This window comes from Chitinophaga sp. YR573 (genome assembly GCF_900110995.1).
In the GTDB taxonomy this organism is placed as follows: domain Bacteria; phylum Bacteroidota; class Bacteroidia; order Chitinophagales; family Chitinophagaceae; genus Chitinophaga.
This window is the reverse complement of the sequence record NZ_FOJF01000001.1, coordinates 2,546,201-2,564,788: the sequence shown is the minus strand read 5'-3', so window position 1 is coordinate 2,564,788 and position 18,588 is coordinate 2,546,201. Positions and strand designations below refer to the sequence as shown.

Below are 18,588 nucleotides of genomic sequence, written 5' to 3'. Positions count from 1 at the left end.
AGGGCTGTTATCATATCGGGAAAAAGTTCTGCAAAGACTATGTTAAATGAAAAACCACGGTAAAAACCGTGGTAATTTTCATTTCTTTAACTATTGAACTTATTGTGATAAACATATTTGATCAGCAACTGACTATATCTATTCATCACTTAATCAGGTTGTACAGACTATTGAAAACTACATCAATATCCATCTCGGTGTCTTTTGCTGGCTTAGAATGATCCCCACTATCGTCTATGGGTGTGGTATTTTGTTTTTCGTGACTTTTATAATGATAGCTATTGTCCAGAGAATCCTTTGATTCTTTTAATCCCTCCTTATTGGTGTTCTTCTCTATGTGAATGCTATTAACCCCGTCTGTGGTCATTTTCAATTCCACATGTTCCTGGTTCTCATTATCGAAGTCATCATCGTTCCAGTCCCTGATAAAATGATAATGATCGTATACATCATTATCAATATCCACTTTCTTACCTACCGGGACCCTGATGATTACAACAAGGCGCTGACCACGATATTTAGAATTCCGGGGAATTGAAAATCCTGATGGCAGATACAGAATTGAATCCTGCTGTGTAACCTGGAAACTGATTTGTTGTGCCAGCATTCTCGCCTGAGTGATATTCCGGCCACGCGAAGTACGTTGTACTTCTACCTGGAAGCTATCATTCGGGCTCTTTTCCATTTTTATCCGCACATCCCCAATAATTACAGTATCCTCTGTCATACGAAGGTTCCCGTCAAAAAACCCCATATCATCCACATCAACAATATCTTCCCCTTTCTTAATGACGAGCTTTCCGTGAGAAGGTTGCATGATTGCAATTTTTTCTTTTACAGGATAACCATAACCGGCCCTGAAATCCTTCCCGACAGATACAACAAGCAGTATTGTACCGAATACGCCTACCAGCCATAAGAAGCTAAGGGTGTATCCTACATAACGGTTTGTTTCTTTTATCCCGGTCATTTTGCGGATGAAGAATACGATCAGCCCTACGATCGGAACTCCAATCACTAAAAACAGGGTTGGCCAGAAGATCAGGTTTTGTAAAGTGCCTGACAGTAGCAGGTCTTTCAGCGGGAAAAGGACCGGAGAAGCAACTGCAATCATGATTCCTGTGACAAACAATACCAGCAGGATGATGGCAGCAAAGAAATAAAAGAAACCTTTAGTCAGGAATACGATCGCTTTTGCCAATCCTCCGAAGAGGCTACGGAAAAAGCGTTCTATATCATTACCAACTTGTTTTCCCCGGCCCTGAGAAAAATTTCGCACGTCCTCCCCCACATTCTTCAGGTGACCTTTCATGGCGTTGATTTCGTCCTGAACGGTAGCCTTTATATTGTTAACGTCTATGCGTTCTCCTCTCATTTCCAGTTTTTCCGTAGCGGTATTCGCTTCGGGAGTAGCCATCCATAATATGAAGTAGATCAGGATACCGGTACCAAAACCACCTACTGCCAGTAAGGCAAAGATAATTCTGAAGATAACGGGGTCTACGTTCAGGTAAGCACCCAGCCCACCACATACACCACCCAGTACTTTACTGTCCGGATCGCGGTACAGGCGTTTACGCGGGCGGGCTTTATCAAATAAAGACTCCTGTGCGAAATCTTTTGTTTGTGTGCCGGCATCTGATGCGCTATCAAACTGCTCCGGGGTACCCATGGCAGATTTCATCGCCTGTACATCCTCATCGGTAATACAATGGGCGCCTTTCTTAAGTGTGTCCTGGAATAATTCTGCTATACGGCTTTCAATGTCCCCTACAATCTCATCAGCTCCTTCTTCACGGGCAAAGTACCGCTTCAGACTGTCCAGATACTGCCGCAATATCTCATATGCGCTATCCTCAATGGGAATAAGGCGGCTGGCCAGGTTTATATTAATAATCTTTTTCATTTGCTGATCAATGTTTAATTAAGGTTGTGGTATTTGGATGGATTTATTCTTTGTTACTTGTGAGCTGATGGACTGCATTGGCCAGCTCGTTCCAGGTTGTTTCCAGTTCCTTGTAGAAGTTTTCTCCTTTCTCGGTCATGGAAAAATATTTACGTGGGGGCCCCGAGCTGCTTTCTACCCATCTGTATGTGAGCAACTCTGCATTTTTCAATCTTGTTAGTAGCGGGTAAAGGGTCCCTTCCAGGGTGTCCAGCTTTGCTTCTTTCATTTTTTCAATAATGTCTGAAGGATAAGCCTCGCCTTGCTTGATGATAGAGAGAATGCAGAATTCCAGCACCCCCTTTCTCATCTGTGATTGTGTGTTATCTATGTTCATGGCAAGTGAGCTTTATTAAAAACATATAAAACATTGGTGTTTGATAATTACAATACAAAGATAGAGAAAACATACTACTATGCAATACACAATACCATAGAAAGCAAAATAACTTGCTTAGAAGGCTACCAGATTTGCAGTGGTGATAAAGCCACTATCAAAGCTTTAAGACCATTTTTACTTATATAAGTAAGTTTGGCTGTTTGTGATGAACGGTAATATATCGGGATGAAATGAACCGGGTTGGCTGCTTAAACCTCTTTTAACATTTTTTTAATCCGTATATTTACCAAAGTAAATTTCGCTTACCTACTTTTGTAACAACATGATGAAAAAGGTTTTAGGCATATTTCTTCTGGTACTGATGAGTACACAGCTCCTTCCAATAAAGGAGATGGGAAGATTATTGTTTAATAACCAGATTGTTGAAGAACATCCGGTAGATGGTTGCAGTGACCTCGTTAAGCTTACTAAAGAACTTAAGTTCTTAAAGGTATACGATCCCTCTCTCCAATATGCACCATCATTATTCTTTACCAGTACTCATTACAATTTCTTTGCAGAAATTCCTCTGGGCCCTGCAAGAGAGATCCACTGCCCTCCACCCAATTGCTAATCTGTTTATAGTCTTTTAACTACATTCATTTATTATGCATGCGTCCGCATGTGACTGTCATTAACTGTTATAGGCTATAAACTACCACCTTCTGGTGCATACCATTCGTATGTCGCCTCGTTTTTCTCTATTTATTTTATTAATTAATTAGTGTCCGCAGGACTTTGCTTTACCACGTTAGCGAACAGGTATAGCTATGCCCTGCCGGAACAGTCAATTCCTTTGTACTATGAGTAAGCCATCTGTTTTTGCCAATATAAAAAGTGATTTTTCATCAGGTCTTGTTGTATTCCTGATAGCCGTTCCGTTATGCCTGGGTATTGCGCTGGCTTCCGGAGCTCCTTTATTCTCCGGTATGATTGCCGGGATAATCGGTGGTATTGTGGTTGGCGCATTAAGCGGATCACAAATGAGTGTAAGCGGCCCTGCTGCCGGCCTTACAGCTGTAGTGTTAACAGCGATTACCAAACTGGGCGCATTTGATGTATTCCTGCTGGCACTGGTGATTGGTGGTGGTATGCAACTCCTGCTGGGAATAATAAAAGCCGGTACAGTAGCCAACTACTTCCCATCCAATGTGATCAAGGGTATGCTTTCGGCTATCGGTATCATCATCATATTAAAACAATTGCCTCATGCTTTCGGGTATGATGCAGGTGGTATGACCGACGATGATAACAACCAGATCGCCTTATTATCAATACTGAATCATGTTCATTTCGGTGCCATATTAATTACCGCTATCTCCATACTGATCATTCTTTACTGGAACAAAATACCTAAAGCAGGAATCATCCCTTCTGCTCTGGTAGCTGTAATTGTAGGGGCCGGACTGAATGCACTGTTCATTTCCATCGGTAGTCCGCTGGCAATTGCGCCCTCTCATCTTGTAAGCCTTCCAATACCGGATAGCTTCAATGCTTTTGTGGGACAATTCACCACACCGGATTTCACCGCTATTGGTAATAAGGAAGTATGGATCACTGCCGCAACTATTGCAATTGTTGCGTCTGTAGAAACACTGCTGAATGTAGAAGCAACGGATAAACTGGATCCGCTGAAAAGGTATACTTCACCTAACAGGGAACTGAAAGCACAGGGTATCGGTAACATAGTAAGTGGATTAGTAGGTGGTTTACCTGTCACCTCTGTAATTGTGCGCTCTTCTGCCAATATCAATGCAGGTGGTAAGTCTAAACTGTCTACAATTATACACGGTTCATTACTGCTGATATGTACTGCACTGATCCCTGTATTGTTAAACAAAATACCGCTGGCCACTCTGGCAGCTGTGTTACTGGTAACCGGTTATAAACTGTGTAAGATTTCCATATTCACAGAAATGTTTAAAAATGGTAAGTACCAGTGGGTTCCTTTCCTGGTAACCGTGGTTGCTATCGTATTTACAGATCTGCTGATCGGTATTGCACTGGGTATGATCGTTAGTGTCTTCGCCATATTAAGAGGTAATATCAAGAGTTCTTACTTTTTCCGCAAAGAGAAATACAAGAATGGAGACAGCATCCGCCTGGAACTGGCAGAGGAAGTATCCTTCCTGAATAAAGCCAGCATCCTGCTTACACTGGATCATATGCCGGAAAATACAACCGTGATCATTGACGCCGGCAAAACAACATACATAGATTTTGACGTGCTGGAAAGCATTCGTGAATTTAAAGATGTAAAAGCACCACAGAAAAACATCCTTGTTGTGCTGAAAGGATTCAAAGAAGCATACAAGATCGCTAACACAGATGATGCCGGACATGAGGCAGCCTTAAGAAGCGGACATGTCCATACAATTTCAACTGGTAATCACAAGCAATTGTTAAAAGAGTTGCAATTGAATTAATTGTTTATTCATCTCCTTAAAATGAAAAAAATGAAAACATTAAATAAAATATCACAGAAATCTATTACTCCTGAAGAAGCGCTGAACCTGCTCAAAAACGGTAATGCCCGTTTTGTAGATAATCTGCAACTGCATCGTAATCTGCTGCAACAGGTGAACGATACCCGCGACGGTCAATGGCCAATGGCAGCTATCGTGAGCTGTATGGATTCCCGCACTTCTGCAGAACTCATCTTCGATCAGGGACTGGGAGATATTTTCAGCATCCGTTTAGCTGGTGCTGTCATTTCTGATAATGTACTGGGAAGCCTGGAATATGCTTGTAATGTTGCCGGTTCCAAATTTATAGTGGTACTCGGTCATAGCAAATGTGGCGCTATCAAGGGTGCATGTGATAAAGTAGAAATGGGTAACCTTACTGGTTTGTTGAATAAAATCACGCCTTCCGTGTATGCAGAAAAAACGGTTAAAGAAAACAGAACATCCAGCAATCCTGAATTTGTAGAAGCAGTAACACATATCCACACGGAACGTTCTGTACAGGCTATCATGGAACAGAGTCATATCCTGCGTAATATGATCCTGAATGGCGAAATAGGTATTGTGGGTGCTTTATACGATGTGGAAACAGGAGTTGTGACTTTCCTGGAGAACACCCTTGTTATAGGCAGGGAGAACTTCCGGGAACAGCACGAAGCTGTTGCTGTTTAAGGTTGAACAAAGGAACAAGCTACGCTTGTAGTCATATACAAAGGATAAGCCGCTCTTTTTCTGGAGCGGCTTTTTCATTTTATATCTTCCGGAGTCTTTCTACTGCTTTTTCCAGTGTTTCTGTTTTCTTCGCAAAACAGAAACGTACCACATGATCATCTTTTCCATCCTGGTAAAATGCGGATACGGGGATGCTGGCTACTCCAAACTCTTTTGTAATCCTGATAGTAAAATCTTTATCTCCTTCATCAGAAATACGGTCATAACGCATCAGCTGAAAATAACTACCATACGACTGTAAAGGAGTGAACCGGGTGTCTGCCATCAGTTGCAGGAAATGATCCCGCTTCTGTTGAAAAAATGCGGGTAGGGAAAGATAGTGTTCCGGTGTTTTCAGGAACCCTGTTATACCATACTGCATAGGAGTATTGACAGAGAAACACAGGTACTGATGTACCTTACGGTATTCCTGCATCAGATGGGCCGGAGCCACACAGTAACCCATCTTCCAGCCTGTGATGTGAAATACTTTTCCAAAAGAGAAGGTTACAAAACTATTGCGGAACAATGCCGGGTAACGCAGTATGCTAAGATGTTTTGCCCCATCATACACCAGGTGTTCATATACTTCATCTGATAATATTAAGATGTTAAATTCTGCCACCAGTTTTTCCAGTTCCTGTATATCTGTTTCCGTTAAAATACTGCCGGTAGGATTATGTGGAGTATTCAGCATAATCATTTTGGTACGGGGAGTAATCCGGCTACGTACAAGTTGCCAGTCGATATGATAATCAGGATAAGAAAGCGGGATTAATACCGGCACACCACCATTCACCAGTACATTGGGTATATAGCTATCGTAGGCGGGTTCAAAAATGATCACTTCATCACCAGGACCAATACATGTGGCTATTGCTGTGAAAATAGCATACGTGCCTCCGGGTGTAATGGTGATTTCAGTATCCGGATTTATATTTTGTCCGTAAAGGTTGCTGATCTTTTCTGCTATTGCTTCGCGTAATGGCATAATACCGGGCATGGGCGCATATTGATTATGGGCTTGTTCCATGGCTTCATTTACCAGTTGCTTTAATGTTTCGCTGCAATCAAAATCGGGGAAACCCTGTGAGAGATTAATGGCTTTATGTTGTGCCGCCAGGGCAGACATGACAGTGAAAATGGTGGTTCCTACATTCGGTAATTTAGACATAATCAGTTGCGAATTATTGAATCTGTTTCTGAAATTAATAATTCGCAACTAATCTGCCCTATTTAAAGGTATTTTTCTCCTTTATTTCTTTTTACCTCTGCTACGTATTCTTTGATCTGTTGCTCATTTTCTTTTTTACAGATCAGCAGCACATCTGTAGTATCCACTACAATGAATTCGTCCAGGCCCTGCACTACCAATAGTTTATCCTGAGGTGCTTTTATCATACAATTGGTAGCATCTACCAGCATAACATTCTTTCCCTGCACGGCATTACCGGAATCATCTCTTTCCAGGTTTTCGTAAGCAGATGCCCAGGTTCCCAGGTCGCTCCATCCGAAATTGGAAGGGATCACATATACATTATTTGCCTTTTCCATAATTCCATAATCGATGGAGATATTGGAGCATTGCGGATAAATTGTTTCTATTGCTTTCTTTTCTTCCGGGGTATTTAATACCGCCACACTTTGTTCAAACAGCTCATCTATTTCCGGTAAGTATGTTTTAAAAGCAGTGAGGATGGTTTTCACATTCCATACAAAAATGCCGGCATTCCAGAGGAAGTCACCACTTTGCAGGAATGTCCTTGCCAGCTCCAGATTGGGCTTTTCGGTAAAGGTTTTTACCGGGTAAACATTATCAGCTACCTGTTGTGTTTCGTGCTGTATATATCCATAACCTGTATCCGGGCGTGTTGGCTTTATACCAAGTGTAACCAGGGCGCTATGCTTTTGCACGAACATCAGTGCGTTCAGACAGGTGGTGGTAAAAGACATAGGGTCCATAATAAGATGATCTGCCGGCGCACAAATAATGTTTGCCTTGGGATCCTGTTTATGGATCTTATGAGAAATATAAGCAATGCAGGGTGCTGTATTTTTACGGGAAGGTTCACATACTATATTCTCTACCGGCAGACCAGGAAGTTGTTCCTTTACTTTCGAAATATAGTGCTGGTGAGTAACTATGAAAATGTTTTCCTGTGGAATAAACTGTAAGAACCTTTCAAAGGTCCATTGTAATAATGTCTTCCCGGTATTGAGAATATCCAGGAATTGCTTGGGGTAATCTGTGCGGCTATAGGGCCAGAATCGGCTCCCTATTCCCCCGGCCATAATGGCCACATAATAATGCCTGTTCACATTTGTCATCTCAAATAATTCCTTCCCTGATTAAATCATGTAAATGAATGATACCAATATAGCGTTTATCTTCCAAAACTAGTAGTTGTGTAATATCATGCTGGCGCATCATTTCAAGTGCATTGATGGCTAGTTCATCCTTTTGAATAGTTTTCGGATGTGTGGACATGATATCTTTTGCAGTAACGCTGTTTGCCGGAATTTCCTTTTCCAGCATACGGCGAAGGTCACCATCAGTGATAATACCGGCTAATGCTCCATCTTTGTCCAGTACTGCTGTTACTCCCAGCATGCCAGATGAGATATTCACAATTACCTCTTTTAAGGCACTTTCCTGTTGCACATATGGAGCCTGATGTTGCCGGCTAAGGTCTCCCACCTTTAAATATAGCTTTTTACCCAGTGTTCCTCCAGGATGAAACTTTGAAAAATCTCCTGCTGTGAAGCCATGCCATTCTATCAGGCATACTGCCAGGGCATCGCCCATTGCCAGTTGTGCTGTAGTGCTGGTGGTAGGCGCCAGGTTATTGGGGCAGGCTTCCTGGGCTACTGTTGTATCCAGGATCAGATCTGCTTCCCCGGCAAGGAAAGATGAAGCGTTCCCTACCATGGCAATCAGCTTGTTACCAAAGTTCTTTACCAGTGGTACTAATACCTTGATTTCCGGAGAGTTACCGCTTTTTGAGATACAGAGGATAATATCTTCTTCCTGGATCATTCCCAGATCTCCGTGAATGGCATCTGCAGCGTGCATGAAGGACGCTGGTGTTCCCGTGGAATTAAGCGTAGCTACTATCTTCTGTGCAATGATTGCACTTTTCCCAATGCCGGTTACTACCAGACGGCCGGGGCAATGAGCAATCAGCTCTACTGCCTGCTCAAAATCAGCGTTTATGTACTGCTGTAAATCATCTATTGCCTCAGCCTCGAGCCGGAGTGTCCGTTTTGCTATCTCCGCTATATTTATAACCGTTCTGTTTTTCATTAGCATCACAAAGTTAACTAGGATTCAGGAGATTAATTGGAATGCATTGCCTAAATTTATAATAGATGTGCTTCTTTCTTATATCCTAAAAAGCTGTTAAGACATCCTTTAGGATAAATTTAATTGCAGAGCAGCGCATTTTTAGCTAACTTCGTGTCCCCTAAAAAACACATAAACAATATCCATAATTTGTTACTTTTCTTTAGAGTTTATTGTTTAAATATTGAATGCAATGGCTGTTGTAAAGGTAAGTTTGATAGATGCATTAAAGGAACACTTTGGGTTTGATTCCTTCAAAGGAAATCAGGAAATCATCATCAAGAATATTCTTGCCGGTAAAGATACTTTTGTTATTATGCCAACTGGCGGGGGTAAATCCCTGTGTTATCAATTACCGGCATTGATGAGTCCTGGCTGTGCGCTTATTGTTTCTCCGCTGATCGCGTTAATGAAAAACCAGGTAGACCTGGTTCGTTCATACAGCAGCAAGGACAATGTGGCACATTTTTTAAATTCGACCCTGTCCAAAGCACAGATAAAGAAAGTACGGACCGACCTGACTTCCGGTAAGACCAAGATGCTATATGTAGCACCTGAAACGCTTACCAAACAGGAAAACCTGGACTTTTTCAAGGAACTGGATATCTCATTTATCGCCGTGGATGAGGCGCACTGTATTTCAGAATGGGGACATGATTTCCGTCCTGAATACCGTCGTTTAAAGGAAATGATAGAACAGATCAATGGTGATCTTCCTATCATCGCCCTTACCGCCACTGCTACCCCCAAGGTACAAAGCGATATCGTGAAGAACCTGGAACTCCGGGATCCCCAGATCTATCTGTCGTCTTTTAACAGACCCAATCTGTACTACGAGATCCGTCCCAAACGTAAGAAAGATCAGACCATCCGTGAGATCGTCAAGTTCATCCACTCTCATAAAGGCAAAAGCGGTATCATATATACCCTGAACCGGAAAACGACGGAAGAGCTGGCTGACATGCTGATGGCCAACAATATTAAAGCGGTGGCCTACCATGCCGGACTGGACGCCAATACCCGGGCTATGCGCCAGGATCAGTTCCTGCATGAAGATGTAGACGTGATCGTGGCTACCATCGCCTTTGGTATGGGTATAGACAAGCCGGATGTGCGCTTCGTTATACACTACAATATTCCCAAAAGCCTTGAGAACTACTATCAGGAAACTGGTCGTGCCGGTCGTGATGGCCTTGAAGGCATATGCGTTTGCTTCTATTCCTATAAGGATGTGCAGAAACTGGAACACCTCATGCGGGATAAACCCCTTAGTGAGCGAGAAATGGGCGCACAGCTGATCAATGAAACAGTTGCCTATGCTGAAAGTTCTGCCTGCCGCAGGAAAGTAATCCTCCACTATTTTGGTGAAAAGTATGAAGAAGGGAACTGTAATGGTGCCTGCGATAACTGCCGTAATCCAAAAGAGAAGATAGAAGTAAAGAATCGTGTGGTAATTGTGCTGAAAGCGATCCGCTCTCTGGAAGAGCGCTTTGGCAGTGACTATGTGGTGAATGTAATTACAGGTAAGGCTAATCCTCAGATCGCTACTTTCCAGCATAATCAGCTGGAAGTATTTGGTGAAGGGAAAGAGTTTGATGCTCACTTCTGGAATTCACTGATCCGGCAGATGATGCTGGAAGACCTCATAGAAAAGGATATTGAAGAATATGGTCTGCTGAAAATTACAGAGAAAGGCCATGCCTTCCTGAAAGAACCTTATAACATCATGGTATCGCTGAATCATCAGTTTGATGAAGAGGCCGGAGAAGATGAGGAAATAGCGGCTGAAGCTCAGGCTTCTGCGGATGTTGTGCTGGTTGAGATGCTGAAGGAACTGCGTAAAAAAGTAGCCAAAGAAAAGAATCTGCCTCCGTTTGTCATCTTCCTGGAAACGTCTCTGGAAGACATGGCTACTCAATATCCTACTACTGTACAGGAACTGGAAAAGATCCAGGGTGTAAGTAAAGGAAAAGCTGTTCGGTATGGTAAACAATTCGTAGATGTTATCTCTAAATATGTAGAGGAAAACGATATTGTAAAACCGGACGACTTCGTGATGAAGAGTGTGGTGAACAAGAGTGGTCTTAAAGTATTTATTATTCAGAACATCGACAGAAAGATGCCACTGGAAACCATTGCCAAGAACAAGGAATTAACTACTTCCCAGCTTCTGGATGAAATGGAAACTATTGTAGCCAGTGGTACCAAACTGAACCTGGATTATTGTCTTGATGAAGAGCTGGACGATTATGCACAGGAAGAGATAATGGAATACTTTAAAGGATGTGAAACATCCAGTCTTGCGCTTGCTCGTGAAGAATTATCCGATGGTGATTATACGCTTGAACAATTGAAGCTGATGCGTATTAAGTTCCTGGTTGTATATGGCAACTAATTTTTTTTAGATGAACGGGATTCAACAAATAAAAGAAACGATAGCTCCCGTAAGGGAAACCATAGTAGAACATCCGCTTTATAGTCACATGCAGCGCATGGACGATATCAGGGTATTCATGCAGTATCATGTATTTGCCGTTTGGGATTTCATGTCTCTGCTTAAATCTTTACAGCTACATCTTACCTGTACCAGCATTCCCTGGGTTCCTGTAGGTAGTGCGGCTACACGCTTCCTGATCAATGAGATTGTTACAGGAGAAGAAAGTGATGTAGCACCGGATGGCACAAGGGTAAGTCATTTTGAACTTTACCTGCAGGCGATGGAACAGGTGGGCGCAGATACACAGGGTATCCGCAACTGCATCCTTCAGATTCAACAGGGACATTCTCTTGATTCAGTAATTGCATCTTTACCTTCTGCTGCAAAATCATTTGTACAATATACTTTCGATCTGATCGCTAATGCCCCTGTACATGTTCAGGCTGCCGTATTTACTTTCGGCCGGGAAGACCTGATTCCGGATATGTTCCTCGCATTGGTAAATGACCTTGATAAACAATTCCCCGGACAGATTAGTCTTTTCAAATATTACCTGGAAAGACATATAGAAGTGGATGGAGATCATCATAGTCATTTAGGTATGCAAATGGTACAGGAACTGTGTGGAAACGATGCCCGGAAATGGGCTGAAGCGGCAGCCGCATCAAAGGTGGCGCTGGAAAAAAGGCAGGCTTTGTGGAACGGTATTCTGGAAGAAATAAGTGTTCCGGTATAAATTTGATTGAAGAATATTTGGAAGTTAATATTGAATTTTATTATCTTTGCAATCCCTTCACAGGAAGGGGCTTAAAAATAAGATGGTGCGGTAGCTCAGTCGGTAGAGCAAAGGACTGAAAATCCTTGTGTCGGCGGTTCGATCCCGCCTCACACCACCTTCAAAGGAGATCACAGAAATGTGGTCTCTTTTTTTTTGTGCTATGCTGATAGCGGGTTTCAGCAGATTTGGTTTGTGCAGTGATTATTAGAACATCTTGCATTAGCTGCATGAACCGGATAACAATATCCGTTGCCTCCGTCTTTCCGATTTGCCATCCTATGAACAGATTTATAATGACTACATAGTAAATATAGGACCCTAAACATTGCCGATTTAATGCAGTTGTTGATATGTTTATTTCACGGAGAAAATATTAACCATTTCACCTGGTCCACTAGATCCTACAGCACCATCTTTCCAAAAGAGCGACTACCATAAAATGCGACCATCAGGTTTTCTCTAAAAAGGCAGGCGTTCTGTTCCATATTATCGTCTTTAGGTGTTCAAAAGTACATACGGCCCCCATGAATGTAGAAAATGGGCCCTGCTACAAATGATTGATCCCTGCTGCTTCTTGTGGGTCTTTATGAAGTATTGTTGTATGCCATTGATATTATGTAGATCGTTTGTAGTAGTCTGATTGTTATTCCTTTTACATTAAATGTGCATTTTTGAAGTCTATAAAATTAAACCCTCTATCAAATGGAAAGACCTGCAAACGTTCCCGAAGCAGCTATTTATGACGAACAAAAAAATCAATGGGCCCTTGGTGAGAAAAATGAAAAAGGAGAAAAGAAAGGATTGTGGAAACAATGGCATGCCCAGGGACACCTTAGAGCTACAACTGAATACAATGACGGCATTCCGCCGTACCGCGTACACTATTTTCACCCCGATGGCACCCTCGCGCAGGAAGGCGACTGGTATGGCGATAGCAAATGGCTAGGCACTGTTCGGTATTTTAAAAGCGATACGTCTACTGTTGCTTTCTATCCCGGTGCTCCCGATGAAGCCACCAATGTATGGATGGCAGAATTTGACTTTGTAGAAGATGGCATCTGCAATGCAAAGCGATATTTTGATAAACAAAGCAACCTGGTAAGCTCAAATGGCGATCCGGCACCTGCACGTCCGGCAACGGTTCCTGAACGGGCACATTTCACAAGAATGCCATTAAGGAAAACCGGTTGGGTAATGTGTACTATAGATGCCCGTATTGGTAAATTTATTGGCGAATACCTGCAGTGGGACCTGAATGGTAACCTCGTTGTAAAACAGCTTTACAACGAAACCGGCAAAGTAGTGGAAAGTTATGAGTATAATAAGGGCATGCTTAAGACTTCGACAGTATACGATGCCTATAGCATGATAAAAAGCTCTTATTACCAAAACATAGAACCACCGGTAGTTGAAACTTATATCGTTTTTCGAAACGATCAAAAAGATACAGAGCACACCTTTTTTGACCAAACCGGAAAACTGCTTTACTCCGTACGTAGCGAAGAGGTGACTAAATTCCACCATAGAAGACATTATAATGGTAAACTGGTGTATGAAGGTATCATGGCTGAAGATGGTACCCAGCCTCCGGTTAGCATAAAATACTATGCTGAAAATGGCACCACTCTCATCGATTATACTTCCAATGGAGATAATACAGGCGTATGGCGGTTGTATGACGCAACTGGAAATCCACAGCAAAGCATGCCGGTACGTGATGAACAGGCCAACAAAAAGTGGCCGGATTGGGAAGTCTTTCTAGAAAGCTGGTCCGGTTATGACGTGCATTACCTTCAACCCGATTGGGAAACCATTGTAGCCAATTTCCATGAAGCTAATAAGAGCTTCAATGCCGAAAACAAACTGAATGCCCTGGAAATACCGCCGTATTTACAGAAAGAACTGGACAAAGTAGACTGGAAGGGTATTGAAACGGCTATGGACGGCGGGGAAGAACTTCCCATAGCCATCAATGGTATGTTGTGCGAAGATGAGCATGTTGCCAATATTAGCAGAGACATTATCTGGTTCCAGATAGAACACCAGGACTGTGTGTATGAAGCCACCTACCAGGTAGCCAATATACTGGCGCGCATGCTGCCTTTATATAACCATTTGCCTGCTGTTCAACAGCGTCTGTGTAAATTCTTATATGACGTACTGAAACTGTATTACATAAGTACAGAGGAAAAGATGTATGAAAAACTGATCACAGCTATTAATATTGAATCCTCATTACCGCTTATTATGCAGTGGGCTACTGGTGCAGATGAAAAAGTTGCCCGGAAGGCACAATACCTCCTGGTGCTCGCCGGCAAAATAGAAGAAACCGAACCATTTCTGATGCAGGAATGGCAAAACACTGCTCATTCACGTGTAAGAAGGGGATATGCCATATTCAGCCTGTGTGCATTTTATACTATCAGAAAGGAGAACAAAAAACTGGTGGAGGTTTTCTCTGCTGCTTTCAATACGGAAACAGACAGTTTTCTCCGGTTTGCCCTGGCAGGCCAACTTGTGCTGGCGACCCGGGAAAAGGCGGAAGACAAATGGCTGGCGGAGATCCTGGTTGCACTGGCCAACTCCGGACCTATCAGCGAAGACTTTTTTAGTATGAGACCCTTCATTGGCTATAGTAACGTGCAGACATACAGTATGACTGTATTGGCAAAAGCCAATCCCCAAGCACTGGCAAAGACACTGGCAAAGAACATAGAACCAGTAATAGATGCACTGCCCATGGTGGAATCCCGGGAACAGCGAACTCACCTTCAGGCCATTTTCGCCATCCTGTTTGAAAATGTTAAATCCGCTCTGGAAAATATAACACCTGTCAGGAAAAAAGCCCTGCTGGCGGCTGCCAATGTGGTATTGAACGATCCAGCCGGCTTCATCAACCACAAAGAAGTGTTCGACTCTTATGGTTTACCGCACGATGCATTTGCACTTATACAACTGGCGGAAGCAGCAAATTCATAGTTTAATCCATATAGTATATACAATGACTAATATTGATTATTTTAGTTAGGGCGACTGGATTCGAACTTTCCTGAAAACATCAATAAGTATTTAACTTCTTACAGATTTCTTCAAAATCCTGTAAAAAATTCGACATCTCCCCGCCCCTTTCCGCTAAAACAGTAAAAGCCGCTCAAAGGGCAGCTTTTACTGTTTTAGTGCATTTGCAGTTACATTGAATGCTTATCTCACAAGGGTTTCACCCTTCGACTCCTGTTGAGTTATAGATGAGTAACAAAGATCCTCTGATGGACCCCTTTGTCTTTTAAAGCCCTTATTCAACCGGTTCTCACCCCTATTAGAGAACTAAAGTCCTGCTATCAAAAGATTTTATAGGACGCAGCCACAATTGTAACAATCTCTAAACTTTCCGGAGCTTCCAGCCCGCTGCCATTACGTTGCTGTTGGAACGATTTAAAAGATGGTAGCTCCAGAAACTGTTTCTGTGCCTCATCATTATCGAAAGTCGCGATGTGGGTAAATGTTTTACCATCACTTCCCAGGTAACTGATGTAACGGATTGCCGGGTTCCTCAATGCTTCAATATCTTTGACAAACTCCTTTACATTCTGGTGATTCCTGGCAGCAAAATCTGCGTTTACTGTATAGGTTACTTTTACGATTTTCATTTTTTGATTTTTTGTGCTTATAAGACAATCCCGGATCTCAAAACGTGACCATTATCCGTTTTTTATTTATTGAGCCATGTACCCAAAAGCCTGCTGAGCAATGGCACCAGGAAATAGACCATTACAGGTACTGCTATCAGGGTTAATACCAGGGTCCTAAGCGCTGTAGGCAACGGTTGCAGGTATTCTCCCAAGAAATGACAAAGCACTGTGATCAAGGGATAAATGGCAAGCCAGATAATGACTGCCATTTTGTGTTTCTCGTTTTTACTTTTGTTTTCCATGTTAGTTCGTTTTTAAGCTATGAAAATTGCTTTCCATAGTAAAAACAAACAAGGCATCCATTACGTGACAGAAATCCTAAAAATTAAAAAGGTTCTTTAGCTTTTCAGGGTCGACTATAGAATAAACATTTTTGATCTTTCCATCCGCAATATCAAACACCTGGCAGTTGGTCAAAGAATTGTTCTTATAATAAAGTATGGCTGGTTGGTGGTTAATTGTATGAACCTTGAAGGTAAAGCTATGTTGATAGGTTTGATATAAATAAAGCAGCAAGTCCGTTACAGCCTGAACACCGATCGTCAATTCACGAACAATTTTAACTTTTCCTCCTCCGTCGGCCATAAATGAAACCTCCTCTGAAAGTTTTCTTTCCAGTGAGCCCGTGTCTCCATTCTTTATGAATTCAACATATTCCAGCAAATAGGAAGAAGTAATATCCATAGCTAACCTGGGAGGATTATTGTTGTTTTTCAATCCGGACTTAGCGCGGCTTAATAGCTTCCTGGAGTTTTCAACAGTGATGGACAATACCGAGGCAATATCTTCGTGGGAATAGTCAAACGCTTCCTTCAATATAAATACGGCCCGCTCTTTTGGATTCAGGTACTCAAGCAATACCATCATAGAGTAACTAATGATTTCGCGGCGTTCGATATTAGTATCTGCTCGTTGGGTATCTACCGGCTCCGGAAGCCACATGGCGCCTGTAAGTGTTCTTGCATTTCTCTTTTTGACATTAATGGATTGATTAACAACACTTCTTACAAGGTACCCCAATTCATTATCAATTTCCCTGTTGGCAACTGCCATATACTTGATCACAACTTCCTGAATTACATCTTTTGCGTCATCTACAGAACCTAAAATATTGTAGGCATAGGGAAACAATTTTTGCTGGTACCCGTCTATTACATTCATCCGATTAAATTTTAACACATTTTAAAAATAGAATAAGTTTCCGATTTTCATAAAAACATGTCAGCATATAAAATCAAACAGTCTGCTCATTGCAGGTGTTCAATGCGTGGGCGTATTTATAAGAGAGAGGGCTTTGAAGCAGTTGCTTCAAAGCCCTCTCTCTTATAAATACGCCCCTATTTTAAAGCCGATATTACTTTCCCGGCAACCAGTTCCGCCGAAGCAGGATTCTGACCCGTTATCAATAAGCCATCCTGTACAGCAAATGGTCCCCAGTCAGCCCCTTTCTCATACTTAGCACCTCTTTCCTTCAGCATATCTTCCAGAGAAAACGGTACCAGTGCCACTGTCCCTCCAGCCTGCTCTTCACTGTTCGTGAATCCGGCTACGGTCTTCCCTTTCACCAGGTATGTCCCATTCTTAGTCTTTACATTCTTCAATGCAGCGGGAGCATGACATACCAGCGCTACCGGTTTCCCTGATTTATAGAACGCCTCAATCAGCGAAATGGAATATGAATTATCCGGAAGGTCCCACATAGGCCCGTGTCCGCCAGGATAAAAAATGGCATCATAGTCTTTTACATTCACCGTATTCAGCGCCGCGGTATTATTCAATCTATCCTGTGCAGCAGCATCGCCAAGGAATTTCTTTGATGAAGGAGTGAGGAAATTATCCGAAGTACTCTTTGGATCTATAGGCGCTTTCCCTCCTTTCGGAGATGCGATCGTTACCTGAATTCCTTTTTCTGCGAACAGGTAATAAGGAGTTGTAAATTCCTCTAACCATATGCCTGTTTTTTCTCCACCTTTTAATTCACTAAAAGAGGTAACAACAATAAGCACCTTCTTCGGAACTGTGGCCGACTGGCTAAAAACATTATGTGTTATCAACGCAAACAATGCTATCACGCAGGCTATTTTCATCTTCATATCTTTTTTTCACAAAGCTAAGCCGGCGGCGGCTCTGGTAACAAGGACATACATCACGTATTCCATGTGATGTACATCACAGGAAGAACTATTTTTGCAGCAAATAACTGATATGTATCCTGCCCTTAAAAAACAATTTGAAGATCTGATCCAACTGACTGATACAGAGTTTGAATATATATCATCACATTACCAGGTAAAGAGGTTCAAAAAACATGCTATCATTCTGCACCCGGGGGAAATTGTCAATTATGAATATTTTGTATTGAAAGGCCTTATCAAAACGTTCATGGTGGATAATGAAGGCAAAGAACATATCTGGCAGTTTGCTATGGAAGACTGGTGGGTATCTGATTATTATGCCTTTCAAACCCGAGAACTGTCTTCATTTACCATCCAGTGCCTCGAAGATGTAGAACTATTACGTATATCATATACAGACAGGGATAAGCTATGCCGGGAGATGCATAGCATGGAACGCTTTTCCAGACTGAAAATCACATCCGGCTTTTTTAGTCAACAGAAAAGGATCATGGCGTTGCTACAGAATGATGCGCAGTCACGATACAAGCAATTACTGGATCAATATCCGTCTCTCTTTCAGAGGGTACCAAAAGCGCTAATCGCTGCGTACCTGGGGGTTACAAGAGAAACCCTGAGCAGATTGAGGATCGAATAAACGGTCTTATATGCTGGTTAATACGTATTCGGAGAGTGTTTGGGGAGAGTTCGGGAAGTCTCTATATGT

16 protein-coding genes and 1 tRNA gene are annotated in these 18,588 nt (G+C 42.3%); 8 read left to right on the top strand and 9 right to left on the bottom strand.

Features of this window, described 5'->3' with window-relative positions; translation table 11 throughout:
• Positions 1 to 145 precede the first annotated feature (145 nt).
• Complete coding sequence (locus BMW86_RS10715; RefSeq protein WP_089781652.1) at positions 146 to 1,906, bottom strand: PspC domain-containing protein; 1,761 nt, start codon at positions 1,904 to 1,906, stop codon at positions 146 to 148.
• A gap of 43 nt (positions 1,907 to 1,949) precedes the next feature.
• Positions 1,950 to 2,282 carry a PadR family transcriptional regulator gene (locus tag BMW86_RS10710; RefSeq protein WP_089781650.1) on the bottom strand — a complete coding sequence of 111 codons (333 nt, stop codon included), beginning with the start codon at positions 2,280 to 2,282 and terminating at the stop codon, positions 1,950 to 1,952.
• A 325-nt stretch (positions 2,283 to 2,607) separates the two neighbouring features.
• On the opposite strand from BMW86_RS10710, the gene BMW86_RS10705 reads away from it, so the two are divergent.
• The 3 genes from BMW86_RS10705 (at position 2,608) to BMW86_RS10695 (ending at position 5,461) form a co-directional block, all read left to right on the top strand.
• Positions 2,608 to 2,898: a hypothetical protein gene (locus BMW86_RS10705; RefSeq protein WP_089781649.1), complete on the top strand. Its 291-nt coding sequence runs from the start codon at positions 2,608 to 2,610 to the stop codon at positions 2,896 to 2,898.
• A gap of 229 nt (positions 2,899 to 3,127) precedes the next feature.
• Positions 3,128 to 4,750 (top strand): SulP family inorganic anion transporter, encoded by a 1,623-nt coding sequence (locus tag BMW86_RS10700; RefSeq protein WP_089781647.1) that lies wholly within the window; start codon positions 3,128 to 3,130, stop codon positions 4,748 to 4,750.
• A gap of 30 nt (positions 4,751 to 4,780) precedes the next feature.
• On the top strand, positions 4,781 to 5,461 hold the full coding sequence (locus tag BMW86_RS10695; protein WP_089783636.1) for a carbonic anhydrase family protein: 681 nt from the start codon (positions 4,781 to 4,783) through the stop codon (positions 5,459 to 5,461).
• Positions 5,462 to 5,540: 79 nt separating this feature from the next.
• On the opposite strand, the gene BMW86_RS10690 is transcribed toward BMW86_RS10695, so the two are convergent.
• The 3 genes from BMW86_RS10690 to BMW86_RS10680 are packed head-to-tail and all read right to left on the bottom strand — an operon-like array spanning position 5,541 to position 8,804.
• Positions 5,541 to 6,722 (bottom strand): methionine aminotransferase, encoded by a 1,182-nt coding sequence (locus BMW86_RS10690; RefSeq protein WP_255372899.1) that lies wholly within the window; start codon positions 6,720 to 6,722, stop codon positions 5,541 to 5,543.
• Between the two features lie 14 nt (positions 6,723 to 6,736).
• Positions 6,737 to 7,828: a mannose-1-phosphate guanylyltransferase gene (locus BMW86_RS10685; RefSeq protein ID WP_089781642.1), complete on the bottom strand. Its 1,092-nt coding sequence runs from the start codon at positions 7,826 to 7,828 to the stop codon at positions 6,737 to 6,739.
• 1 nt (position 7,829) lies between these two features.
• Positions 7,830 to 8,804, bottom strand: a complete 975-nt coding sequence (locus BMW86_RS10680; protein WP_089781640.1) for a KpsF/GutQ family sugar-phosphate isomerase — start codon at positions 8,802 to 8,804, stop codon at positions 7,830 to 7,832.
• Positions 8,805 to 9,036: 232 nt separating this feature from the next.
• On the opposite strand from BMW86_RS10680, the gene recQ reads away from it, so the two are divergent.
• From recQ to BMW86_RS10660, 4 genes are all read left to right on the top strand, one after another.
• Positions 9,037 to 11,238, top strand: a complete 2,202-nt coding sequence (gene recQ / locus BMW86_RS10675) for a DNA helicase RecQ (RefSeq protein ID WP_089781638.1) — start codon at positions 9,037 to 9,039, stop codon at positions 11,236 to 11,238.
• Positions 11,239 to 11,248: 10 nt separating this feature from the next.
• Positions 11,249 to 12,016 carry a DUF3050 domain-containing protein gene (locus BMW86_RS10670; RefSeq protein WP_089781636.1) on the top strand — a complete coding sequence of 256 codons (768 nt, stop codon included), beginning with the start codon at positions 11,249 to 11,251 and terminating at the stop codon, positions 12,014 to 12,016.
• An 84-nt stretch (positions 12,017 to 12,100) separates the two neighbouring features.
• Positions 12,101 to 12,173 (top strand) — tRNA-Phe (locus BMW86_RS10665).
• A 587-nt stretch (positions 12,174 to 12,760) separates the two neighbouring features.
• Positions 12,761 to 15,037, top strand: coding sequence for a toxin-antitoxin system YwqK family antitoxin (locus BMW86_RS10660; RefSeq protein ID WP_089781634.1), 2,277 nt, complete (start codon positions 12,761 to 12,763; stop codon positions 15,035 to 15,037).
• 359 nt (positions 15,038 to 15,396) lie between these two features.
• Here the strand turns inward: BMW86_RS10660 and BMW86_RS10655 are convergent, their stop codons facing one another.
• From BMW86_RS10655 to BMW86_RS10640, 4 genes are all read right to left on the bottom strand, one after another.
• On the bottom strand, positions 15,397 to 15,705 hold the full coding sequence (locus BMW86_RS10655) for a hypothetical protein (RefSeq protein ID WP_089781632.1): 309 nt from the start codon (positions 15,703 to 15,705) through the stop codon (positions 15,397 to 15,399).
• Between the two features lie 62 nt (positions 15,706 to 15,767).
• On the bottom strand, positions 15,768 to 15,989 hold the full coding sequence (locus tag BMW86_RS10650) for a putative antibiotic biosynthesis monooxygenase (protein ID WP_089781630.1): 222 nt from the start codon (positions 15,987 to 15,989) through the stop codon (positions 15,768 to 15,770).
• A gap of 76 nt (positions 15,990 to 16,065) precedes the next feature.
• Positions 16,066 to 16,908 (bottom strand): sigma-70 family RNA polymerase sigma factor, encoded by an 843-nt coding sequence (locus BMW86_RS10645; protein ID WP_089781628.1) that lies wholly within the window; start codon positions 16,906 to 16,908, stop codon positions 16,066 to 16,068.
• A 176-nt stretch (positions 16,909 to 17,084) separates the two neighbouring features.
• Positions 17,085 to 17,834, bottom strand: coding sequence for a type 1 glutamine amidotransferase domain-containing protein (locus BMW86_RS10640; RefSeq protein ID WP_177189217.1), 750 nt, complete (start codon positions 17,832 to 17,834; stop codon positions 17,085 to 17,087).
• 118 nt (positions 17,835 to 17,952) lie between these two features.
• Here BMW86_RS10640 and BMW86_RS10635 point away from each other — a divergent pair, with 118 nt between their 5' ends.
• Positions 17,953 to 18,519 carry a Crp/Fnr family transcriptional regulator gene (locus BMW86_RS10635; protein WP_089781624.1) on the top strand — a complete coding sequence of 189 codons (567 nt, stop codon included), beginning with the start codon at positions 17,953 to 17,955 and terminating at the stop codon, positions 18,517 to 18,519.
• The last annotated feature ends 69 nt before the right edge of the window (positions 18,520 to 18,588 follow it).